A 22,438-nucleotide genomic window follows, 5' to 3' on the forward strand; every position below is an offset into this window, starting at 1 on the left:
TGTCAGCGAAGCCGCAGCGGGATGTAGATTGCCGGCTGTCCGCGCCGTTGCACACGGACCAGCACCGCAGCGCGATTTTCGCTGCGCGCGGATCGGATTACCGCCTCAAGCTCGGCATTGCTGGAGACCGTGCGATAATTGGCGCTCAGGATGATGTCTCCACGCCGCAGGCCCTTTGCAGCCGCATCGGACGATTGCGAAACACCGGCAATGACCAACCCGCCGGCAGTTTCGGAAACGCCAAGCTGCCGGGCGATCTGCGGCGTCAATGGCGTGACGGATATGCCAAGCGCGGTGCCGATGACCGACTCCTCGTCGCTGGGCTGTGCAGAGCCCATGCTCTCTTCTTCGTCACCTTGCGGAGCAGCAAAGCTGTTTTGCTCGGCAAGCTCTTCCTGAGTTGGCCGCTGGGCCACGGTCGCCTGCAGCGACAACTGCTTGCCATCGCGTATGATTTTCACAGGCACTCTGGTGCCAGGATTGGTGTTGGCAACAATGAAGGACAGCGTCTGATCAGGCGTGATGGTCTGACCGTTGATTTCAAGCACGACATCACCTGCACGCAGCCCCGCCTGCGCTGCCGCACCGCCAGGAACCACTGACTGGACGAACTCGCCACGCTTGCGCGCTATGCCGAGCGAGGCCGCAAGATCGTCACTGACCGGCTGGATCTGAATGCCAAGGTAGCCGCGTTCGATGGCCTCGCCCCGGATAAGCTGCTGCACGATGGGTGCTGCAGTTTCAGCAGGAATGGCAAAGCCAATCCCTACACTGCCGCCTGTAGGAGAGAAGATCGCGTTGTTGATGCCAATGACATTGCCCTGCATGTCAAACATCGGTCCGCCCGAATTGCCCCTGTTGATCGCGGCATCGGTCTGCAGATACCGGTCATAAGCGCCGCCGCCGCCGGTGGCGCGATAGACAGAGGAGATGATGCCGGAGGTTACCGTGCCGCCAAGTCCGAAAGGATTGCCGATAGCGATGACCCAGTCCCCTACACGAGCGTCACGCGAATTGCCGAAATTGACGAAGGGAAACGCCTGCGGCCGGCTGATCTTGAGCACGGCAAGATCGGATTCTGCATCATTGCCGACCAGCTTTGCTTCATATTCCATGCCATCAGGCAGAGTGACCGTGATTTCCTCGATCGTGGCCGGTCCCTGGGCAGTGACCACATGATTGTTGGTCACCACATAGCCATCGCCGCTGATGATGAAGCCTGAGCCCAGCGACTGCGCCTCGCGCGTCTGGGGCTGTCCGCCGCCGCGATTGCCGAACATCCCTTCGAACGGTGTGCCCGCAAAGGGATTGTTCTGCACCTCCACCCGCTGGCGTGTGGATATGTTCACCACTGCCGGTGCGAGCTGATCAGTCAGATCGGCAAAGCTTGCCGGCGCGCCTGAACGCGGCACAACCCTTGAAATAGCCGCATCGTCGTTCTGAGCGATCTGCGCCCCGGCCGGATAGCCGGTGGCCAGGGTTACAGCAGCGCCGCCCAGAAGCAGCGCACTGGTGACCGTATAGACGTATCGCACAAGGAAATCCTCTTTTGTTGTTCAGCAGACTTGCGGCCGGCGCCGATGTTCAGTGCACTCAGCACGAGCCATGCCAGGAGTTTGCCGTTGGCTTGCAGAAGTGACCATGAATGCAGATTGAACTTTTCCGATCCCCGCGAGGTCAGCGGCCGCCGCGAAACTGGCGCAGATATTCATTGTCAGGTGACATGATGATCGAACTGGCGCCACCCTGATTGGTAAACACCACGTCATAGCTCTGCATGGCGCGGTAGAAATCGTAGAACTCGGGATCCTGGTTGAACGATTGCGCATAGGTGTTCGATGCTTCCGCCTCGGCACCCGCACGAATGATCTGTGCTGCCTTTTCGCCCTGTGCCCGGATGGTATCCGATTCCTGTTTACGCGCCGTTTCCATGCGCGTGAATGCGGTTTCCAAAGGTCGGCCCGCTGGAAGATCGGCACGCTTGATCCGCACGTCGATCACCTGCGCGCCATATTCACGCGCCTGCAGATCAAGCCCGCGCTGGATTTCCTCCATCGCTTCGCCACGCTCGGCGGTGAGCAATGCCTGAAAACTGCGCGTACCAAGTCTTTGGCGCAGGACAGAGTTCAGGATGGGCTGCAATTGCTCGGCCACCCGCTCGGTCGATCCTGCCGTCTCCACCATCAGCACAGGATCGATGATGCGGAACCGCGCATAGGCATCGACTTCCAGCCGGCGCTGGTCGCGCGAAAGGACTTCCTGGCGCTGCATATCGACATCGAGCACACGCTTGTCGACCAGCACCACCCGCTCGATCAGCGGAATGCGTGCTGCCAGCCCTGCGCCCGCGCCACCGAAGTCATTGTTCGGCTGAAACCGGTTCACGACCCGATCGGGTTTACCGTTGCGGATGATGACCGCCTGTTGCGTTTCAGGCACAACGATGATCGCGGACATGGCAATGATTGCAACAATCAGCGCAGCGATGATCAGCGCCCGGTATCGATCCCAGATGGCGTTCATCGACGAACCTCCCTTGCAGTAGCATTTGTCGCCGGCGGTGCGGCCGGAGTGGCAGCAGGAGCGGATCCCCGGTTGGTGCGGTTGACCTCGGGCAGAGGCAGATAAGGCACGACGCCATCTGCTTCGACGATGGTCTTGTCAGTCTGGCTCAGCACGCGCTCCATGGTTTCATAATACATGCGTCGCCGTGTCACCTCGGGTGCAAGCCGGTATTCCTGGAAGACCTTGTCGAACGCTTCGGCCTCACCTTCGGCACGGGCGGTAACCTGCTCTGCCCAGGCACGCGCACGGTTGATGTCCGACTGCGCGTCCTGCTGTGCTGCAAGCACTTCCTTGAAGGCGTCGATCACCCGCGTCGGCGGATCCGCCTTCTTTATTTCCACGCCTTGCACGGCAACGCCTGCCCTGTAGGCATCGAGCAGTTCCTGCATGCGGATACGCACGTTCTGTTCCACTTGCGCACGCCCGGAACCGGACAGCGCATCATCAAGCTTCACTTCGGCAATGGACGCCCGCATCGCTGCCTCGGCAACCTCCAGCACAGTCTCGTTCGGCTCGGCAAGCTGGAAGGTATAAAGCTTCAGGTCCTTGATGTTCCAGCGGATCAGATAGGACAGGTCGACCAGGTTCTGGTCTCCGGTCAGCATCAGCTTCTCCGCGGTGCCTTCAGGGATATTGTCCCGCCTGATCGAAGTGACATCGGTGCTCTGCACGTTTTGAACGGGCCACGGCAGCGTCAGGTGCAATCCGGGGTTCAAGGTGCGTTCGTATTTACCAAAAGTGGTGACAATGCCCTGTTCCTTGGCATTGATCTGATGAATGGAGGTAAGACCAAGCCACAGCAGCGCGATGCCGGCCAGAACATAGGGCGTCCAGCTCTTGCCGCCGGGCGCCTTGGGAAATCGCGGCGGGTTGCCGGGGCCGCCGGAACCACGCCCGGTCTGGCGCAGCCGGAACAGCTCCTCCACATTGGAGCCCCTTGGCCGCTCGCCTTGCGGGCCATCGCTTCTGCCGCCCGGCAGCCAGGGATTTTTCGGCTTGCTACCTTTGTCATCGAGCCCGGTTTCAACCTGACCGGGGATGCCGGGCCGTGTGGGCGGCGCATTGCCGCTGCCGTTGCTGCCGTCAGGTCCTGGCGCAGAACCCCAAGGGTTGCGCCCGGCCATCGCCATAATCCTGTTTTTCAGGAACCCACCCGTATTGTCCATGCTTTCTTTATAGGTATCCGCAAGTTCAAGAACAGGCCTGACCTGCGCTTTTTGTCATGCTAGGTGCCGAAATGTCGTCCATGTCGCCATCTGGGCATGGCCTGAACCCAGACCAGGAGTTGCCGCCATTACTGCGCCGTCGCATCTTGAAGCCGATATTCGCCAGACGCTGTCGCAGGTCGTCGGCGATCGCCTTGCCAGCGTGGGTGCAAAAAACGGCATTGTCTCTCTGGTCATAGACGTTGGCGGGTTGGATGCACAGGATCGCGAACGGATCGAAAAAGATGTCCGTTCAGCGCTTGCTCGATTGAACCTGCCGGACCTGCGGATCGCCATGACTGCCGATCGCGAACAATCTTCGCGCAATGCATCTACCTCAGTTTCGTACACGCCCGCTTCTTCGTACACACCGGCCTCTGGGTCGTCTGTGCCGCGCCTTCTGGCAGTCGGCTCCGGCAAGGGTGGTGTGGGCAAATCGACCCTGGCAGCCAATCTGGCGGTGGCGATGAAGCGGGCCGGGGTGCAGGTTGGCCTGGTGGACGCTGATATCTACGGGCCGTCTCAGCCGCGCCTCATGGGAAGCGAGGGAATGCGACCTACAGCGCGCGAAGACAAGCTGGTGCCGGTGCGCGGCGTCGTGGGCATTCCGATGCTCTCGATGGGGCATCTGGCAGAGGAAGGGCAGGCGATTGCATGGCGCGGCCCGATGGCGGGCAATGCGCTTGGGCAGCTTGTCGATGCGCATTGGGGTGACGTGACCGATCTTGTCGTCGATCTGCCGCCCGGTACCGGCGATGTGCAGCTTACCATGGTGCAGCGGTTCAAACCTGCCGGTGCGGTCATCGTGTCCACTCCGCAGGATCTTGCGCTGATGGATGCGCGCAGGGCCATTGCCCTGTTCGAGAAAGTCAATGTTCCCATCATCGGCATGGTGGAAAACATGTCGGGCTATGTTTGTCCGCATTGCGAAAAAGTAAGCGATCCGTTCGGAAGCGGCGGAGCGGAAAACGCCGCACACAGCCTCGATCATCCGTTCCTTGGACGCATACCACTTACCCTCAGGCTACGGGAAGACAGCGATGCCGGCGCCCCGCCAGCGGCAGGTGAAGGCGATATCGCCCGGATCTTTGCAGCACTCGCGGGCAAGGTCATTGCTTTCACGAACGCTGACCGGCCCGGAGTCGATCGATGAACACGCCAGCCAGTCCGCCTGTCGTTCGAGTGCCAGCCAACGATCCGCCGCCAAATCCCGCGCCTGTTGAACCTTCGCAAGGGCAGCGGCGGAGCACGTTGAACGCTGCTGCAACACCGATGCCAAGGCCGGTCGATCATCCGGCAACAAAGACCGGCAGAGTCGGAGTTCTGCTTGCCAATCTTGGTACGCCGGACGCCGCTGAAACAGGCGCAGTCCGGCGGTATCTCAAGCAGTTCCTGTCAGACCGGCGTGTGGTGGAAATCACACCGCTTGTGTGGCAGCCGATCCTGCGCGGGATCATTCTCAACACCCGCCCGGCCAAATCCGCTCATGCCTACAAGCAGGTCTGGGGAGCGGACGGCTCCCCGCTTGCTGCGATTACCGCGCGTCAGGCAAAGGCGCTGCAGGAGCGTCTGGGCAGCGCTGTGCAGGTCGATTGGGCAATGCGCTATGGCAATCCATCGATAGGCTCCCGCCTGGCCGCCATGAAGGACAGCGGCTGCGACCGTATCCTGTTTGCTCCGCTTTACCCGCAATATTCGGGCGCTACCACGGCTACGGCCGTGGATGCGCTGGGTGCTGCCCTTGCGTCGATGCGCTGGCAACCGGCGATCCGTACCCTGCCGCCCTACCATGATGATGCTGCCTATATCGGCGCTCTGGCAGAGGATGTGCGACGGCAATTGTCTGCCCTGCCGCACATGCCGGAGGTGCTGCTGCTCAGCTTCCATGGCATGCCCGAGCGCACGCTCCATCTGGGGGACCCCTATCACTGCCACTGCCGCAAGACCGCACGCCTGCTGGCGGCTGCGCTTGCAGATGATTTCCCGGACCTGCGGATCGATACCACGTTTCAGTCCCGTTTTGGGCGCGCCAAATGGCTGGAGCCTGCGACCGATACCGTGCTTGAGCACGAAGCGCGGACCGGAACGCGGCGGCTTGCGATTGCGGCACCCGGTTTTTCCGCAGATTGCCTGGAGACGCTGGAAGAGCTGGCGATCCGCGGCCGGGAGAGCTTTGTCGATAATGGCGGCGAAGATTATGCCACATTGTCCTGCCTGAATGACAGCACCGCCGGAATGACCATGCTGGAAACGCTTATCAAGCGGGAGCTTGGCGGCTGGATCTAGGCGTCGAGTTCGACATCCCAGTATAGCCAGTCCCGCCACGTTTCGTGCAGGTAATTGGGCGGGAACGCGCGTCCGCGTTCCTGCAACTGCCAGTTGGTCGGGCGAATGGGTGCGGATTTAAGATGCATCTTGGCCTGTGCCGGCGTCCGGCCGCCTTTCTTCATGTTGCACGGTCCGCAAGCCGCAACGATATTTTCCCAGATGGTGCGCCCTCCCATTCGGCGCGGCACGACATGATCGAATGTGAGATTTTGTGCGCTGCTGCAAAACTGGCATTCGAACCGGTCGCGCAAAAACACATTGAACCGGGTAAACGCAGGAAATTGCGAAGGACGCACATATTGGCGCAAGGCGATGACAGACGGCACCGGCATGTCGAGTGTGGGAGAGCGCACAAGACGGTCGTAGCTTGCCACAATGTCCACCCGATCCAGGAACACAGCCTTGATCGCGGTCTGCCACGGCCAAAGCGAAAGCGGATAATAGGAAAGCGGCGTGTAATCGGCGTTCAGCACGAGAGCAGGGCAGCTACCCAGTCCGCGCGAAGAATCTTCCTCCACGGTGCTGAAGTGGAAGCGGGTGGCGATCAGACGATCGTCAAGCATGCCCGCTTCCGGCAATTGGCTCAACAAGCGCTTCTGTCGAGAGCTTGACGGCCGGCGGCAATGACAAGACCGGACATCGCGGGCGCAGCCGCCGCAGATCAGCCATGGTCGGATTACAACCCATTGCCAGTATTGGTGCGACCTGCATCACCACCCGTCAAGCACAATGACGTTTCAGCACGGAAGGGCAGCCGATGGCAACATCAGGCGGCTGTGCGACGCATCACCCCGACAATGTGCTGCAACCGGATCGCAATATGCTTTGTGCCCGAGGCCGAACACCTGTTCCTTGTCACCACCGTGCACTAGATGATGGCGATGATTGCCTCTGATCAGAACAGGCCGCCAGACCCGCTCAGTCGCGCGCCCAGCCGCAACGGCTCGGTTCCGGTAACCCGGTTTGCACCCAGTCCAAATGGTCCCTTGCATCTTGGCCACGCTTATGCCGCGATGATTGCGCATGATACCGCGCGGGCAGGAAACGGGCAGTTTGTCCTCAGAATCGAGGACATGGATGGTGCCCGCAGCCGAGCGCACTATGCACAAGATGCAGTGGCGTCGCTCGACTGGCTCGGACTGGTGCCCGATCGGCCAGTGGTGCAGCAATCAACAAGGTTGGACCTTCACCGTGCAGCCTTGCAGCGTTTGCAGGCGGCCGGTCTGGTTTACCCCTGCAGATGCACAAGAGCGCAGATAGCCGCCGCTGCACTCACGAAAGGGCCGGATGGTCCGGTTTATGCGGGCATCTGCCGCGGCCGTTCCGCCTCGCATGGCGGCACCGCGCCGGTGGCGTGGCGCCTGGACATGGCGCGAGCGCTGGCGCTGGCAGGACCGCTTGCTTGGCATGATCTGCGCAAGGGAACGTTGCAGGCCACCCCTGAAATCTTCGGCGATGTGGTGTTGTGGCGCAAGGATACGCCGGGAAGCTACCATCTGGCGGTGACCTGCGACGATGCCGCCGACAGGATCACTGTCGTGACGCGCGGCATGGACCTGTTTGCCGCCACTCATGTTCACAGGCTGCTACAGGCTCTGCTTGACTTGCCCGTGCCCAGATGGCTGCACCACGATCTGCTGGTGGAGCGCGATGGTCGCAAACTTGCCAAGCGGCGCGGATCGCCTTCCTTGAAGGATTTGCGGGAGCAGGATGTGGACGGCCACGCGATCATCGAACAGTTGCGCGCACTTTGTCTGCCGCCCGAGTTAGAATTATCTGGCGAATGGCACCATTAGTTCTTATCTCGTCGATCATGAACACTTTGCTCTTCATTGTTATCCTGGTGCTGTCCATTCTGGTGGTCGTGTCCCTTGTGCGCGGCATCATTGCATTCATGCAGACCACCAAACTTGACCTTGAAGGTGGCGATGAACGGATCATGGATATGCAGATGCGGCAGAACAAGGCGATGTTTGCCCGCATTAAATATCAGGCTGCGGCCATTCTGGTGGTCGCCGTGCTGCTGCTTGTGAACCGGTGATCGATCTTGGTAAAGCTGAACAGGATCTATACTCGCACGGGTGATGACGGGACTACGGGGCTCGTCGACGGATCGCGCGTCGCCAAGGATGACGCGCGAATGGAAGCGATTGGCGCCGTTGACGAAGCAAACAGCACCATCGGCTTTGCCATTGTCGCGCTCGAAAGCAATGCACTCGACCATGATACACAGCAGGGCAGTGCGGCAGAGATTGCCGGCAAAGCCGCACAAGTGCTGCGGCGGGTTCAGAACGATTTGTTCGACCTGGGCGCCGACCTTGCCACGCCGGGCGATGACTTCGCTCCTTCCGAAAAGCAGTTGCGAATGACGCAGGCACAGGCGGTCTGGATCGAGCGGTGCATCGATGCAGTCAATTCGGACCTGCAACCGCTTGCCAGTTTTATTCTGCCTGGCGGAATCGAAGGCGCGGCCCGCATGCATCTGGCACGCAGCCAAGTGCGTCGAGCCGAACGCGCGATGGCTGCGCTGGCGTCTACGGCAGCAATCAATCCTGCGGCGCAGCAATATATCAACCGGCTGTCGGATCTCCTGTTTGTGCAGGCACGCGCGTTGAACAATAGAGGCATGGATGACGTGCTCTGGACGCCGGGGGCGAATCGCGGCTGAGGTTTTCCTGCTCCCGAATCCACTGGACGGCATGGATGGTTTGCGGGAACCGTGCGTCGTGTCGGTCCGTTGGGTTTCAAGACACGAGCAGGATAGATCTTATGGCAGACCCCACGAACGATAACGCCTTTGAAAACGTGAATACCGAGCAGCGTGACAAGGATGCGCAGGCGCAGACCGTGGCGCAACAGGCAAAGGGTCGCAGCGCTTCTAGTTACGTGCTTGACGAAAACAGCACCAAGCCTGCGCCCGGCATCACCGATGATGAGAACAGCACTCCTGACCTTGTCGACAAGATCAAGCAGATGGACACAGGCGGGATCGACATGAGCGCCTATCGCGGTGAGCCCAACCACGATGACAACGAAAAGAAATATGGCAAGTCGAACATTATGAAGGATGAGCCGGGCAATTCGGACAGCTGACTGTCCAATTCTCTACCGATCACGCTGATTTGTAGCTCCTATCCACGCCCTCTGTCCGGCCCATGGCTCTGCCGCTGCGCGACAGGCAAACGTATCAAGGTTGGGCAGGGCAGGTGTGGCAGCTTGGACAGTTTCCTGCGATGATGGTCCGAACTCCCACGCTAACCTTAGTCCTATTAAGGGACCTCTTTCAGCAGAATCAAAGCGGCGCCAAGCTGGCCAGCAACAGCGACGACGCGATGCTGATCCCCGGGGCCGCAACGGCGAAGGTGTTTAACCAAAAAAATTCGTCCAGGTGACGTGATCCTCTGATCTTCGACAAACTATGGCGTTTGGCCGCGTCGCCGAAGCTTGTGGCGGCATCTCACGTTCTGGCATAAAACTTATGATCGAGCACGTAGCAGCCGGCCAGGGCATGAAGCCGGCGCGCCTCAAAAACCATGCTCCTGCTATGAATTCATTTGAAGCCTCAGGCGCGTGCTTCGCGGGTAAGGTCATAAAGAATGTCGAGCGCGTCCTTTGGCGTGATGGCGTCGACATTGAGTGACTGCAATTTCTCGCGCAGGGTATCGCACTGATCTTCCTCCGCCTGTTCGGCAGCAGCAAACAGCGGCAGTTCGCCTAATCCTGCTGCCAACCCGCCGGTTCTTGCCCTGCCCTCTTCCAGGCGGCCCAGGACAACGCGTGCCCGGCTGATCACTTTTTGCGGCAGCCCGGCCAGTCGCGCAACGGCAAGGCCATAGCTCCTGTCGGCGGGCCCTGCGGAAAGCTCGTGCAGCAGCACCAGCTCGCCTTTCCATTCGCGGGCGCGGACGTGATGAAGCGACAATGCGTCGCAGCTTTCAGCCAGCTTTGCGAGTTCATGATAATGCGTTGCGAACAGGCAGCGACAGCCAATCGCGTCATGTACATTTTCCGCCACAGCCCATGCCAGTGCCAGTCCGTCGTAAGTGGAGGTTCCCCGACCCACCTCGTCGAGAATCACAAAGCTGCGCGCGGTCGCCTGCGTCAGAATGGCCGCGGTTTCGACCATCTCTACCATGAATGTGGAGCGGCCTTTCGCCAGATTATCCGATGCGCCGACCCGGCTGAAAATCCTGTCCACAAGACCGATCCTGGCATTTTGCGCAGGCACAAAACCGCCGGCCTGCGCCAACAGGATGATCAATGCATTCTGGCGCAGGAAGGTTGACTTGCCGCCCATGTTGGGCCCGCCGATCAGCCACACACGGTCTGTGTTGTCGAGCGTGCAATCATTGGCGACAAACCGCCCGGAACCTTCTTCCAGCGCGGCTTCGACTGCGGGATGTCGACCGCCGGCAATTTCAAGACAGATCTCATCGGCAAGGGCAGGTTGCGTCCACCCGCCCTGGGCTGCACGTTCGGCCTGTCCTGCAGACACGTCAAGCCTGGCCAGCGCGCGAGCGGTCTGCGCAATCGCCTCTGCCGAACGGCAGGCGCGTGCGACCAGATCCTCGAAATGCGCTGCTTCGGCGACCTCTGCACGACCGCCGGCTTCTGCAATGCGCGCAGCTTCCTCATGCAGGGCAACAGCGTTGAAGCGTACCGCGCCTTTCATGGTCTGGCGATGGGTGAAACCACTGGCGGGCTGCATCAGGGCTTCGGCGTGGCGCTGCGGCACCTCGATGAAATAGCCGAGCACATTATTGTGTCGGATCTTCAGCGCAGCAATGTTCGTGCTGTCGCGAAAGGACTGCTCCAGCGTGGCAATGGCGCGCCGGCCTTGCCGTGCGGTAATTCGCAGTTCGTCCAGGCCGGTGTCGTAACCTTCGGCAATGAAGCCGCCCTGCGACCGGTCGGCGGGCGGATGCTCGATCAGTGCGGATTGCAAGGCGCCGACAAGGTCGTGATGCCCCGCAAGGTCTGGCAGCAATCCTTCCACCAGCGCCGGGATGTCATCGCGTCCGGCGATCCGTTCCCGCAATGTGCCGCCAAGCAGCAGGCCATCGCGAAGCTGACCAAGATCGCGCGGGCTGCCCCTGCCGGCGACGAGCCGCGCCAGTGCACGGGCAAGGTCGGGCGCTTGGCGCAGCATGGTGCGCATATCTTCTCGCCAGAGTGGATTGTCGACAAACCAGCGCACGGCATGCAGCCTGGCCCGGATATTGGCAGCGTCGGTGAGCGGCGCCGACAGATCATGGGTCAGCAGACGCGCGCCTGCGCCTGTGACGCACCTGTCGATGCATGCGACCAGACTGCCCTTGCGACCGCCGCCGGCCGCCTCCACGATTTCGAGGCTTGAGCGTGTGGCTTCATCCATCATCAAGAGATCGTCGCTACCGCGTGCGCGCGGCGGCAGAAGCAGCGGCAATCGCCCGCACCCCACATGCTCGAGATAGGCAATCAATCCGCTCGCTGCGCCAAGTGCTGCTGTATCGAAACTGCCAAACCCGTCCAGAGTGGCAACGCCATGCAAGTCAAGGAGCCGTGCCTTGCCTTCCCGTGCAGAAAAATGCGCGGCGGGCCGCAAGATCGCGGGCAGATCGCTGTCTGTTTCGCATCTCCTGTCATCGGGCATGATGATTTCAGCCGGATCGATACGCGCGAGCGCGGCTGCGACATCGCCAGCAAGATGGCTTTCCAGCAGCATTTCACCTGTAGACACATCGACACAGGCAATGCCCGTGCGGCCCCGCAGCGGCGCTACCGCAGCAAGGACATTGGCGCGTCTTGCGTCGAGCAGCGTGTCTTCCGTGAGGGTGCCGGCAGTCACGAACCGCACGATTTCGCGGCGGACCAGCGTTTTCGTGCCGCCACGCGCCTTTGCCTCTGCCGGGCTTTCGACCTGTTCGGCAATGGCCACGCGGCACCCGGCACGGATCAGCCGGGCGAGGTATTGTTCGGCCGCATGCACCGGCACCCCGCACATGGGAACAGGCGCGCCTGCATGCTCCCCCCTGCTGGTCAGCGCGATGTCGAGCACGGCTGCGGCATGGCGGGCATCGTCGAAGAACAGCTCGAAAAAATCGCCCATGCGATAAAACAGCAGGCTGTCGGGCGCCTGCTCCTTCAAGGCCAGATATTGTGCCAACATCGGCGTGGGATTTTGTGCGCTGCCCATGGTTGCTGGCTCCTTAGGCGAGCCGGCCGCCGTTTGGCAAAGCAATGCTGCCGGACTGCCAATCTGAGCTGCGTCAGGGCTGCGTCAGGGCTGCACCAGAGGGGGCAAGAGCTTGCCCCTTATCGAAACGCATCCGATCCGATATAGGAGGGCGGAACGCATCTTGAGGAGGGATATTTGGCGAACGACGGCGGAGACGACAACACCAGCTTCACGCAGCGCGAGGCGCTGTTTTATCACAGCACCATCCGCCCCGGCAAAATCGAGATCATTGCGTCCAAACCCATGGCGACGCAGCGTGACCTCAGCCTTGCCTATTCGCCGGGCGTCGCCGCACCTGTTCAGGCAATCGCCGATGATCCTGCCTGCGCCGCGATCTATACCGCCCGCTCCAACCTTGTCGCGGTCATCTCGAACGGCACCGCAATCCTCGGCATGGGCAATCTGGGCGCGCTTGCCGCAAAGCCGGTGATGGAAGGCAAGGCCGTGCTGTTCAAGCGTTTCGCTGACGTCGATTCCATTGACATCGAACTGGCTACAGAAGACCCCGAGGCGTTCATCAACGCCGTCGCGCTGATGGAGCCGAGCTTTGGCGGGATCAACCTTGAGGATATCAAGGCGCCCGAATGCTTCATCATCGAGCAGGCGCTGCGCGACCGCATGAACATTCCGATCATGCACGATGATCAGCACGGCACCGCCATCATTGCGGCAGCCGGGCTCATCAACGCCCTGCATCTGACCGGGCGTCGTATGGAGGACGTGAAGATGGTGGTGAACGGCGCGGGCGCTTCGGCAATTGCCTGCACCGCCCTCATCAAGGCTATGGGTGTGCGGCATGAGAATGTCATCATGTGCGACCGGTCCGGCCCGATCCACGTCGGCCGTGACAATGTTGACCAATGGAAATCCGCTCACGCCGTTCACACCGATGCGCGATCGCTGGAAGAAGCGCTGGTCGGCGCGGATATTTTTCTCGGCCTGTCGGCGGCAGGAGCGCTGAAGCCGGAATGGGTCGCGAAAATGGCCAGTCGGCCGATCATCTTCGCCATGGCCAATCCCAACCCCGAGATCCTGCCCGAAGAAGCCCGCGCGGTGAAGCCCGATGCGATCATCGCCACCGGTCGGTCGGACTATCCCAATCAGGTCAACAATGTCCTCGGCTTTCCCTTCATCTTCCGCGGTGCGCTGGACGTGCAGGCCACCACGATCAACGAGGAAATGAAGATCGCGGCCGCCGAGGCGATTGCCGCTTTGGCGCGCGAGCGTGTTCCTGAAGAAGTGGCGGCAGCCTATGGGGTCGATCGTCAGTTCGGAGAGGATTACATTATTCCGGCGCCGTTCGATCCGCGTCTCATGGAGCGGGTCTCTGCCGCCGTTGCCAAGGCGGCGATGGATTCCGGCGTCGCGAAAGCCTGTATCGAGGATCTGGAAGCCTACAAAATCTCGCTCAAGGCCCGGCTCAACCCGACCACATCGGTGCTGACCAAGGTTTACGAAAGCCTGCAAAAGAACCCCAGGCGCGTGATATTTGCCGAAGCGGAGGAGGATGTGGTGATCCGCGCTGCAATCCAGTTCCGTGACTTTGGCTACGGGACGCCGGTGCTGGTTGGCCGCACGCATGCTGTGCGGGACAAGTTGCTGAGCCTTGGTATCAAGGATCCCGACCAGTTCGAGATACAGAACTCGGCCGATTCCGAACATGTCTCGCAAATGGTCGACCATCTTTACCAGCGGTTGCAGCGGCGCGGTTACACTGAACGCGACGTGCGGCGGATGGTGAACCAGGACCGCAATGTGTTTGCTGCCCTGCTGCTCGCCATCGACAAGGGCGATGCAATGATTACCGGCCTGACCCGGCCGTTTGCCCAGACGATAAAGGAAGTGGGGCTGGTAATCGACGCCAAGGAAGGCGAGCTGCCCTTCGGCGTGCACATGATGCTCGGCAAGAATTACACCGTGTTTCTTGCCGACACCACGGTGAACGAGCGGCCCGATGCGCAGATGCTGGCGCATATTGCGACCGAAACCGCCAAGGTTGCCCGGCGGCTCGGGCATGAACCGCGGGTTGCGTTCCTGTCATATTCGACATTTGGGAACCCGTCGGGCAAATGGCTGGAGAACATCCGGGAAGCGGTTCACATCCTTGATGAGCGGCAGCCGGGATTTGAATACGAAGGCGAAATGGCGCCCGATGCCGCGCTCAACCCCAAGGTCATGGCGCTTTATCCGTTCAGCCGCCTCTCTGGCCCGGCCAATGTGCTGATCATGCCGGGGCTGCAATCCGCCAATGTGTCGGCCAAGCTGCTGCGCGAACTGGCAGGCGCAACCACGATCGGCCCGATGCTGATCGGCATGGAAAAGCCGGTGCAGATCGCGCCGATGACCTCGATCGCGCCCGACGTGCTGACTTTGGCCGTGCTTGCCGCCGCCAGGGTCGTGGGGTGATGCGATAAGGCGGGCTGGACGTGGAGCAGGGCGGCGTTAGCCGGGCGGCGGTCGGTTCGGGCCGCTGCACCAAGGAGAGGCAAGCCGCTCTGCTATCGGCGCCCTGCTATCGGCGCCCTGCTATCGGCGCCCTGCTATCGGCGCCATGCGCCAGCGACCATGCTTGCGCGGGTTGCAAGGGCAATTGACCTTTTGCCATTTGCATCACGGCGGCGCGAACCCACATGCTGCGGGACGCACAAGCTGGTAACGCGCCTGCCTGTCCTGCCATGTAAATGGCGGCTGGCAAGGTCGCGCTGATGGCCGCAAACTGTTGCCATACATCCCGCTTCGATGGCGAGGAAAAAGCAGATCATGTTTGAAAATGCCGACGCCCTGATCCTCGCCCGCATTCAATTTGCCTTTACCATCAGCTTTCATTTCATTTTCCCCGCCTTTTCCATCGGGCTGGCAAGCTATCTTGCCGTCCTGGAAGGGCTGTGGCTGAAAACGGGCAAGCAGCTTTACCTCGACCTGTTCAAATACTGGCTGAAGATATTTGCCATCGCCTTTGCCATGGGCGTGGTGTCGGGCATTGTCATGTCCTACCAGTTCGGCACCAACTGGTCAGTATTTTCCGACCGTGCAGGCCCGGTGATCGGCCCTTTGATGGCTTATGAAGTCCTGACCGCTTTCTTCCTGGAGGCAGGGTTTCTGGGCGTCATGCTGTTCGGTATGGAGAAGGTCGGCAAGAAGCTGCATTTCGCCGCCACCTGCATGGTGGCGTTCGGCACCTTTATTTCAGCCTTCTGGATCCTGTCGGTGAACAGCTGGATGCAGACGCCGGTCGGCTTCGAGATGGGCGCCAATGGCCAGTTCCTGCCGGGGCCAAGCTGGTGGGACATCGTCTTCAATCCAAGCTTTCCCTACCGGCTGGTGCACACGGTCATCGCGGCCTATCTGACCACGGCTTTTGTCGTGGGCGGGGTGGGCGCCTGGCACCTTCTGAAGGACCGCACCAGCGCCCATGCGCGCAAGATGTTTTCCATGGCGATGTGGATGGCAGCGCTGGTGGCACCAATCCAGATTTTCGCCGGCGACATGCACGGGCTCAATACGCTTGAACATCAGCCACAAAAGGTCATGGCGATGGAGGGGCATTATGAAAGCCATCCTGACGGTGCGCCGCTCTATCTGTTCGGCATTCCCGATGATCGGGAGCAGCGGCTGGATTATGCGGTGGGCATTCCCAAGGCATCTTCGCTCATCCTGAAGCATGATCTGAACGCGCCGATGGCCGGGCTCGACACTATTCCCGATGATGAACAGCCGCCTGTCGCAATCGTCTTCTGGTCGTTCCGCATCATGGTCGCGATCGGTTTTGCCATGTTGGGCATCGGCCTGTGGAGCCTGCTCGCTCGCTATCGCAAGCGGCTCTACGACTGGAAGCTGCTGCACCGCGCCGCCGTGTTCATGGCGCCGGCCGGTTTTGTGGCGGTCATTGCTGGGTGGATCACGACGGAGGTGGGACGGCAACCATACGTCATCTACAACGTGCTGCGCACTGCGGACGCTGCCAGCCCGCTGGCCGCGCCTGCGGTTGCGACATCGCTGCTCGCCTTTGTCATCGTCTATTTCTTCGTCTTCGGCATTGGCACCTGGTACATTCTGCACCTGATGCGGAGCACGCCGCACACGGGCGAGAAGGGCGTGAAGCGGGGCGACACCGGTCCGATCCGCACCGCCGGCTTTACCCCCGGTCCTACGCAGGACCCTACCGGCAGCGGCGGTGACGGCACGCTGGCGGATCGCAACAAGGCCGCGGACCGTCAGGAAGGCACCACCGGCAGCAAGCCGGTCGATCTGTGGGGCGATAGGGGCCAGCCAGACAGGCGCGAAGGAGATGGGCAATGAACATCAATTTCGATCTGACCGTCATCTGGGCGCTCATAATTGCCTTTGCGGTGTTCGCCTATGTGGTCATGGATGGCTTCGATCTGGGTATCGGCATCCTGTTCCCATCCTTCTCCGCCGGCGTGGAGCGGGATCAGGCGATGAATACCGTCGCGCCTGTCTGGGACGGCAATGAAACCTGGCTGGTGCTGGGCGGCGGCGGGTTGCTTGCAGCTTTTCCGCTGGCCTATGCCATCATCCTGCCGGCGACCTACCCGCTGATCATCGCCATGCTGCTGGGGCTGGTGTTCCGCGGCGTCGCGTTCGAGTTTCGCTGGCGCGATGCGCGTCACCAGCGTTTCTGGGACTTTGCGTTTTTTGCAGGATCGCTGGTGGCAGCAATGGCGCAGGGAATGACTCTTGGGGCGCTGTTGCAGGGGATCGAGGTGGCAGATCGCGCCTACGCCGGAAGCTGGTTCGACTGGTTCACGCCATATACCCTGCTCACCGGGCTGGGCGTCGTTGCGGGCTATGCGCTGCTGGGCGCGTGCTGGCTCGTCTGGAAAACCGAAGGCAACGGTCAGGACCATGCCTATCGGCTGGCGAAGCGCGCAGCCATCGTCACGCTTGCGCTGATGGCCGCAGTGAGCCTCTACACACCGTTTCTCAAGGAAGCCTATTGGCAGCGCTGGTTTGAAATGCCGAACATCCTTATCGCAAGCCAGATACCGCTCCTCACTGCAATTGTGGCGTTTCTTCTGTTCAGGGGGCTTGCCAGGCGCCAGGATTATGCGCCGTTCTGGCTGGCACAGATCCTTTTTCTGCTCGGCATGATCGGGCTGGGCGTGTCGATCTGGCCCTATGTCGTGCCGGGTGGCGAGATCACCATCTGGGAAGCGGCGGCACCGGAACGCAGCCAGGTGTTCATGCTGATCGGCACGGCGATTACGATGCCGCTCATCATCATCTATACTGGCTGGGCCTATTGGGTGTTTCGCGGCAAGGTGGGGCATGAAGGATACCATTGATGACAAATGATGCAGACCGGGCACCGCTGTGGCGCCGGCTCGGCTGGCTGGCGCTGATCTGGGCGGCAAGTGTTGCCGTGCTGGGGATGGTGGGGCTGGTGCTCAGATATTGGCTGGCGCCGTAAAAGGCAGGATTGGGCAGGAATTTGCAGGATCGTTCCAGCAGTGCCGCTGCGCCACAGCGGGATCGTTTGCGCACGCGACTGGGTGTCGCAGCGGTGGTCCTCCTGTTGCACGTCGCGGCAATTGCCGCTTTGCTGAGCGCGTTCGACGTGGTCACGATCCCCGGTGCGGGTGAGGCGCTACAGTCGTTCTCGGTCTCTCTGGACCAGCCTGCCCCCAAACCGCCTCAGCCCCCCCCGCCCGATGAACTGCCGCCCGATGAACTGCCGCCAGAGCCCAGTGTGGAACCAACAGCTGCTGCCCCGCCGGCACCTGTGGCACAGCCGCGGGATATCGCCGCGCCGGTCCCACGCCTTGCGCCGGTGCCGAAAAATCCGGTACCGCCCGTGCGCGCAGAGGGCACGGAAAACCGCGCCGGTTCCGCCGAAGATGGGACCGGACGGGGCGGTGCAGGCGAAGGTATCGGAATAGGCAGCGGGGGTGCAGGAGCCGGTGGAGCAGGCAGGGGCACTCCTGCCAATTCTGCGCAGAAGATTGCCGGAGAAATCAGGGCGCAGGATTTCCCCCGATCCAGCGCTTCGCAACGCGACGGTGCTTTCATCATCGTGCATTTCACTGTGGGCACCGATGGGCGTGCTTCCAATTGTCGGGTCATCCGGTCGAGCGGCATTGCGCAGGTGGACCGCATCACTTGCACGCTGGTGCAGAAAAGGTTTCGCTACCGTCCTGCTACTGATCGGGAGGGCCGACCCGTGGCGCAGATTGTCGGATGGAAGCAGCAATGGTGGCAGTGATCGGGCAATTTCAGATGTCATGAGCCTCAGATGACAAGGCATCTGCAATGCTGCGCATGCGAGCACGATTAAGCCCTGATAAGTTTGGCGTAACATAATGAACCGGAATCGATAATCGGTTTGCAATGCACGGCGAGCTGCGCTGTTCGTGCCGCACCTGCGAGGAACCATTTGGCTACCGTATGGATTGAAGGTTTAACTTCTTTTTAAAGGTGGTGGGTATGGTTCAAGGCAGCACGTCGGGCGTGGTGGCAATGTTCTGCGACAACAACATGCCTAACCGCAGAGTTGCGTCCGCGACGCAGAAGTCTGTCCGGCAGATCGCGATGGTCGGCACTTACCCGCCGCGGCGTTGCGGCATCGCCACCTTTGCCAGTGACGTTGTCGAAAAGATGCAGGAGTTCCACCCGGAGGTGCGGATCTGTGTCTATGCGATGGTCGATGAAACCGACGAGGATCCGGTCGCGCATCATGGCGATGTGATTGCCGGCACGATTGGCGAACAACGTCCTGACGATTATCGGCGTGCGGCACGGCAGATCAATGAAAGCGGCGCCGATGCTGTCTGGATTCAGCACGAATACGGCATTTTCGGCGGAGAGTGTGGCGATGCAGTTCTCGATCTGGTCGATCGCGTCGCAGCGCCTGTCATTCTTACTCTGCACACAGTGCTAGCCGAACCTTCAGAGCGGCAAAGCATGATCCTTGCGCATTTGCTCGATCGTGCTTCGCGCGTGATGGTCATGTCGCGCCATGGCGCCAATCTGCTCAAATCGCTTTATGGTGTGGGAGAAGATCGCGTAACCATCATCGAGCACGGCGCGCCTGACCGGCCCTTTGGGCGGCAGTCGGTCTTCAAGGAAAAGCTTGGCCTTGCAGACCGGCGGGTGCTCACCACCTTTGGCTTGCTTGGCCCCGGCAAAGGGCTGGAGCAGGCGATCAGGGCTTTGCCGCGCATCGTGAGCCGTCATCCCGATGTCATCTATCGCATCGTCGGTGCCACGCACCCCCGTCTCATCGCGCGTGATGGCGAAGGCTACCGCATGTCGCTGGAGAAATTGGCGCAGGAACTCGGCGTGGCGGATCATCTGGTGTGGGACAACCGCTTTGTCGACACTGACGAACTGCTGGACCAGCTCGAGGCCTGCGACATCTACATAACGCCTTATCCCGGTATGCAGCAGTCGACTTCGGGCACGCTCAGCTACGCGGTCGCGCTTGGCAAGGCTGTCGTATCGACGCCTTACCTGCATGCCAGGGAATTGCTGGCCGATGGTGTCGGCGTGCTGATTGATCCTGACAATGCCGATGCAATCGCCACCAGCGTGATTGATCTTCTCGACAGTCCGCAACGCCTCGAAGCGGTGCAACGGCGCGCCTATGCCCGCGGACGCCAGACGATCTGGCCCTGCTTTGCCGATGCGGTCGCAACCTTGATCGAGGGAGCTGTCACCAACGCCCCACGCATGGTGCAGCCGCTGCTGGCGACGCCGGGGCTCGCCGGATTTATGGCAATGTGCGACGATTGCGGAATGTATCAGCACGCCGTCGGCACTGTTCCGGACCGGCTGCGCGGCTATTGTCTTGACGATAACGCCCGCGCGCTGATGCTTGTCAATGTTGCCGATGCCATGAGCGATGCTGAAGCAATTCAATGGGCACACCGGTTTGCTGCTTTCGTGCAGCATGCATGGGATCCGCAGCTTGCAAGATTTCGCAATTTTCTCGGCTTTGACCGCCAGTGGTGTGAAGCTGTCGGCTCAGATGACAGCAATGGACGGGCCTTGTGGGTGCTGGGTCAGACCGCCGCGCAGGCTCGTAATGGCGAACTGGTCTGGTGGGCCAAGACGCTGTTTGACGAAGCTGTGCCCATGATCGAGGAACTGCAATCACCACGCGCCGTCGCCTTTGCCATGTTGGGGGCGGTCGGCAGGCTGGAGCACGAGAGCGACAACGCCCCGGCGCGTGCCTTGCTGGAGCGTGGCGGAGCGTTGTTATGCCGTCTGCTGGCAGCAGCGCGCCGGCCTGACTGGGCGTGGTTCGAAGCGGTGCTGGGGTACGATAATCCGCGTCTTTCGCAGGCCCTGATCGAGGCCGGGCGGATCTGCGGCAACGAGGAATGGCTGCAGGCGGGCTTGTCGAGCCTGCGCTGGATCAACGCGCAGCAGGTATCGGCAAAAGGCTTTTTCAGGCCAGTTGGTTCCGATACACATGGGCGGCTGCATGATTTTCTGCCCTTCGATCAGCAGCCGCTCGAGGCGCAGGCGACGATCGAAGCCGCGGCAAGTGCATATCTTGCAGAACCTGATCCGTTCTGGTTTGATCATGCGCGCATGGCGTATCTCTGGTTTTTCGGGCAAAACGACCGTGGCGCGGTTCTCGCCGATCTGACCGATGGGCGCTGCAGGGATGGTATTACCGCACGCGGACCGAACCGCAATTGCGGAGCGGAATCAATACTGGCATTCCAGCTGTCTCACTACGCGATTGCGGGCCTTGCAAGATTGCAACCCGGCGACAAACAGCCTGACAGAACGCAGGCAGACCGAAAGAGGGGAGATGTTCTTGCACGGCACCAAAAGCGTGAAGTCGCCGCTGAAGATTTGCGATGAACGGCTTGATGCCGATCCTTCGCGCGTTGTCCTGAGGCCGTTTCATCTTGGCTGGCAGGCCAGCGGTGCCGGAGGCAGCCGGGCCATGCAACTGGTGGACGATATCGCCGCGCTCTCTCCGAATTGTGTCGATCGGGAATACAAGCGAGTCCTCAAGGATTTTTCGGAACGCCATTGGCAGACTGAAAACATGTTCGTGAAGCGCTATGACGAGGTGGAGCAGGCGCTGGCGCTGGATCCGGCCCGTTTCAGCGCCAAGCGCAAGAAGCTGATCGGTGCCTTCTTCTGCCATGAATACAGCTATGCCGCTGCGGCCATCATGAACCCGTCGATTGTGCCCCATCCCGACCAATCGGGGCTGGAGCCTGATTGCTGTCGCTTTGTATTGAGCTTGCGGACCGTTGGAGAGGGGCACATCAGTTCAATCGCCTTTCGCGAAGGTATCCTTGATTGTGACGGGTCGTTCAAGCTGTGGCCGCAGGCAAGCTTTGCCACCGCACTCGACGGCAGGGACGCGCACAATGCTGGCGAAGGAGCGGTTACCGTGCACCGCCAGAAAGATACCAACCTTTCCAACACCGTCATCTTCCCTGTTACCGAGCAGCAGGCAGGGGGCCTGGAGGATCTGCGCCTGACCCGCTTCGACCACGGCAATCAGGATTATGAATGGATTGGCACCTATACTGCTTATAACGGCAAGGGCATCCGCTCAGAGCTTTTGCGCACCTGCGATTTTCGCAGCTTCACGCTCGAACCGATCGAGGGACAGGCCGGGCGCAACAAGGGAATGGCGCTGTTTCCGCAGAAGATCAGCGGCCGCTATGCCATGATCGGTCGCCAGGACGGCAAAAACCTGTTCCTGATGTTTTCCGACCGGATTGACCGTTGGGATGATGAAGGTGTCTTGTTGATGGAGCCGCAGTTTCCGTGGGAGCTCATCCAGATCGGCAATTGCGGCAGCCCGATCCTGACCGAGCATGGCTGGTTGCTTTTCACTCATGGCGTAGGCGCGATGCGGAAATATTCGCTCGGTTGCGCGTTGTTGGATCGCGATGATCCTTCGCGGGTTTTGGCACGCAGCCGAACCCCGATATTGTGGGCAGAGGATGCAGATCGGTCCGGCTATGTTCCCAATGTGGTATACAGTTGCGGAGCGCTCGTCGTATGTGAGCGGGTTCTGCTTCCTTACGGCATATCCGACAGCGCGGTCGGCTTTGCGACCGTAACGATTGATGAGCTGCTGCAATCACTCGACTGGTCCGGACCTGTCGCGAAATGATGAGATGAC

Annotated in this window: 19 protein-coding genes; 14 read left to right on the forward strand and 5 right to left on the reverse strand. The window is 60.7% G+C overall.

Features of this window, described 5'->3' with window-relative positions; translation table 11 throughout:
- Window positions 1–2 precede the first annotated feature (2 nt).
- The 3 genes from RM533_RS11460 to hflK all read right to left on the reverse strand — a co-directional run bounded on the left by RM533_RS11460 (window position 3) and on the right by hflK (window position 3,689).
- Window positions 3–1,535, reverse strand: coding sequence for a Do family serine endopeptidase (locus RM533_RS11460; RefSeq protein WP_311341364.1), 1,533 nt, complete (start codon window positions 1,533–1,535; stop codon window positions 3–5).
- A 142-nt stretch (window positions 1,536–1,677) separates the two neighbouring features.
- Entirely contained in the window at window positions 1,678–2,523 is an 846-nt protein-coding gene (hflC, locus tag RM533_RS11465; RefSeq protein WP_311341365.1) for a protease modulator HflC, read from the reverse strand.
- Complete coding sequence (gene hflK / locus RM533_RS11470) at window positions 2,520–3,689, reverse strand: protease modulator HflK (protein ID WP_311341366.1); 1,170 nt, start codon at window positions 3,687–3,689, stop codon at window positions 2,520–2,522. Before hflK ends, hflC begins: the two co-directional genes overlap by 4 nt.
- A 244-nt stretch (window positions 3,690–3,933) precedes the next feature.
- Between hflK and RM533_RS11475 the strand changes: the two genes are divergently transcribed.
- Together RM533_RS11475 and hemH are read left to right on the forward strand one after the other, a co-directional pair.
- Entirely contained in the window at window positions 3,934–4,923 is a 990-nt protein-coding gene (locus tag RM533_RS11475) for an Mrp/NBP35 family ATP-binding protein (RefSeq protein ID WP_311341367.1), read from the forward strand.
- Window positions 4,924–5,042: 119 nt separating this feature from the next.
- Window positions 5,043–6,056, forward strand: coding sequence for a ferrochelatase (gene hemH, locus RM533_RS11480; RefSeq protein WP_311341413.1), 1,014 nt, complete (start codon window positions 5,043–5,045; stop codon window positions 6,054–6,056).
- On the opposite strand, the gene RM533_RS11485 is transcribed toward hemH, so the two are convergent.
- Entirely contained in the window at window positions 6,053–6,661 is a 609-nt protein-coding gene (locus tag RM533_RS11485) for an HNH endonuclease (RefSeq protein ID WP_311341414.1), read from the reverse strand. The genes hemH and RM533_RS11485 overlap by 4 nt on opposite strands.
- 309 nt (window positions 6,662–6,970) lie before the next feature.
- On the opposite strand from RM533_RS11485, the gene gluQRS reads away from it, so the two are divergent.
- The 5 genes from gluQRS (at window position 6,971) to RM533_RS11510 (ending at window position 9,490) form a co-directional block, all read left to right on the forward strand.
- Entirely contained in the window at window positions 6,971–7,894 is a 924-nt protein-coding gene (gluQRS, locus tag RM533_RS11490; protein WP_311341368.1) for a tRNA glutamyl-Q(34) synthetase GluQRS, read from the forward strand.
- 17 nt (window positions 7,895–7,911) lie between these two features.
- On the forward strand, window positions 7,912–8,139 hold the full coding sequence (locus RM533_RS11495) for an HIG1 domain-containing protein (RefSeq protein WP_311341369.1): 228 nt from the start codon (window positions 7,912–7,914) through the stop codon (window positions 8,137–8,139).
- A 6-nt stretch (window positions 8,140–8,145) separates the two neighbouring features.
- Window positions 8,146–8,766, forward strand: a complete 621-nt coding sequence (locus RM533_RS11500; RefSeq protein WP_311341370.1) for a cob(I)yrinic acid a,c-diamide adenosyltransferase — start codon at window positions 8,146–8,148, stop codon at window positions 8,764–8,766.
- A 101-nt stretch (window positions 8,767–8,867) separates the two neighbouring features.
- A complete protein-coding gene (locus tag RM533_RS11505) occupies window positions 8,868–9,191 on the forward strand; it encodes a hypothetical protein (protein ID WP_311341371.1) in 324 nt (107 codons plus the stop codon).
- A 62-nt stretch (window positions 9,192–9,253) separates the two neighbouring features.
- Window positions 9,254–9,490 carry a hypothetical protein gene (locus RM533_RS11510; protein ID WP_311341372.1) on the forward strand — a complete coding sequence of 79 codons (237 nt, stop codon included), beginning with the start codon at window positions 9,254–9,256 and terminating at the stop codon, window positions 9,488–9,490.
- 170 nt (window positions 9,491–9,660) lie between these two features.
- On the opposite strand, the gene mutS is transcribed toward RM533_RS11510, so the two are convergent.
- The gene (gene mutS / locus RM533_RS11515; protein ID WP_432265067.1) at window positions 9,661–12,273 is read right to left on the reverse strand and encodes a DNA mismatch repair protein MutS; all 2,613 of its coding nucleotides are present in this window, start codon (window positions 12,271–12,273) and stop codon (window positions 9,661–9,663) included.
- Between the two features lie 177 nt (window positions 12,274–12,450).
- Between mutS and RM533_RS11520 the strand changes: the two genes are divergently transcribed.
- From RM533_RS11520 to RM533_RS11550, 7 genes are all read left to right on the forward strand, one after another.
- A complete protein-coding gene (locus tag RM533_RS11520) occupies window positions 12,451–14,721 on the forward strand; it encodes an NADP-dependent malic enzyme (RefSeq protein WP_311341373.1) in 2,271 nt (756 codons plus the stop codon).
- 354 nt (window positions 14,722–15,075) lie between these two features.
- Window positions 15,076–16,614 carry a cytochrome ubiquinol oxidase subunit I gene (locus RM533_RS11525; RefSeq protein ID WP_311341416.1) on the forward strand — a complete coding sequence of 513 codons (1,539 nt, stop codon included), beginning with the start codon at window positions 15,076–15,078 and terminating at the stop codon, window positions 16,612–16,614.
- Window positions 16,611–17,621: a cytochrome d ubiquinol oxidase subunit II gene (gene cydB / locus RM533_RS11530; RefSeq protein ID WP_311341374.1), complete on the forward strand. Its 1,011-nt coding sequence runs from the start codon at window positions 16,611–16,613 to the stop codon at window positions 17,619–17,621. The genes RM533_RS11525 and cydB overlap by 4 nt, the downstream gene beginning before the upstream one ends.
- On the forward strand, window positions 17,621–17,746 hold the full coding sequence (locus RM533_RS11535; protein ID WP_311341375.1) for a DUF2474 domain-containing protein: 126 nt from the start codon (window positions 17,621–17,623) through the stop codon (window positions 17,744–17,746). The genes cydB and RM533_RS11535 overlap by 1 nt, the downstream gene beginning before the upstream one ends.
- Window positions 17,747–17,767: 21 nt before the next feature.
- Entirely contained in the window at window positions 17,768–18,538 is a 771-nt protein-coding gene (locus tag RM533_RS11540) for a TonB family protein (RefSeq protein ID WP_311341376.1), read from the forward strand.
- Between the two features lie 221 nt (window positions 18,539–18,759).
- Window positions 18,760–21,150 carry a glycosyltransferase family 4 protein gene (locus RM533_RS11545; RefSeq protein ID WP_311341417.1) on the forward strand — a complete coding sequence of 797 codons (2,391 nt, stop codon included), beginning with the start codon at window positions 18,760–18,762 and terminating at the stop codon, window positions 21,148–21,150.
- Complete coding sequence (locus RM533_RS11550) at window positions 21,122–22,429, forward strand: glycoside hydrolase family 130 protein (RefSeq protein WP_432265068.1); 1,308 nt, start codon at window positions 21,122–21,124, stop codon at window positions 22,427–22,429. The genes RM533_RS11545 and RM533_RS11550 overlap by 29 nt, the downstream gene beginning before the upstream one ends.
- Window positions 22,430–22,438 lie beyond the last annotated feature (9 nt).

The sequence above is a fragment of the Croceicoccus esteveae genome (assembly GCF_031846435.1).
In the GTDB taxonomy this organism is placed as follows: Bacteria; Pseudomonadota; Alphaproteobacteria; order Sphingomonadales; family Sphingomonadaceae; genus Croceicoccus; species Croceicoccus esteveae.

What these genes read in the sequence shown, in the direction of transcription:
- RM533_RS11545 (WP_311341417.1), top strand. Translation starts at nt 18,760, where the DNA reads ATGGTTCAAGGCAGCACGTCGGGCGTGGTGGCAATGTTCTGCGACAAC.
- RM533_RS11510 (WP_311341372.1), top strand. Translation starts at nt 9,254, where the DNA reads ATGGCTCTGCCGCTGCGCGACAGGCAAACGTATCAAGGTTGGGCAGGG.
- hemH (WP_311341413.1), top strand. Translation starts at nt 5,043, where the DNA reads ATGCCAAGGCCGGTCGATCATCCGGCAACAAAGACCGGCAGAGTCGGA.
- RM533_RS11525 (WP_311341416.1), top strand. Translation starts at nt 15,076, where the DNA reads ATGTTTGAAAATGCCGACGCCCTGATCCTCGCCCGCATTCAATTTGCC.
- hflK (WP_311341366.1), bottom strand. Translation starts at nt 3,689, where the DNA reads ATGGCCGGGCGCAACCCTTGGGGTTCTGCGCCAGGACCTGACGGCAGC.
- cydB (WP_311341374.1), top strand. Translation starts at nt 16,611, where the DNA reads ATGAACATCAATTTCGATCTGACCGTCATCTGGGCGCTCATAATTGCC.
- hflC (WP_311341365.1), bottom strand. Translation starts at nt 2,523, where the DNA reads ATGAACGCCATCTGGGATCGATACCGGGCGCTGATCATCGCTGCGCTG.
- RM533_RS11495 (WP_311341369.1), top strand. Translation starts at nt 7,912, where the DNA reads ATGAACACTTTGCTCTTCATTGTTATCCTGGTGCTGTCCATTCTGGTG.
- RM533_RS11535 (WP_311341375.1), top strand. Translation starts at nt 17,621, where the DNA reads ATGACAAATGATGCAGACCGGGCACCGCTGTGGCGCCGGCTCGGCTGG.
- mutS (WP_432265067.1), bottom strand. Translation starts at nt 12,273, where the DNA reads ATGGGCAGCGCACAAAATCCCACGCCGATGTTGGCACAATATCTGGCC.
- RM533_RS11505 (WP_311341371.1), top strand. Translation starts at nt 8,868, where the DNA reads ATGGCAGACCCCACGAACGATAACGCCTTTGAAAACGTGAATACCGAG.
- gluQRS (WP_311341368.1), top strand. Translation starts at nt 6,971, where the DNA reads ATGATGGCGATGATTGCCTCTGATCAGAACAGGCCGCCAGACCCGCTC.
- RM533_RS11485 (WP_311341414.1), bottom strand. Translation starts at nt 6,661, where the DNA reads ATGCTTGACGATCGTCTGATCGCCACCCGCTTCCACTTCAGCACCGTG.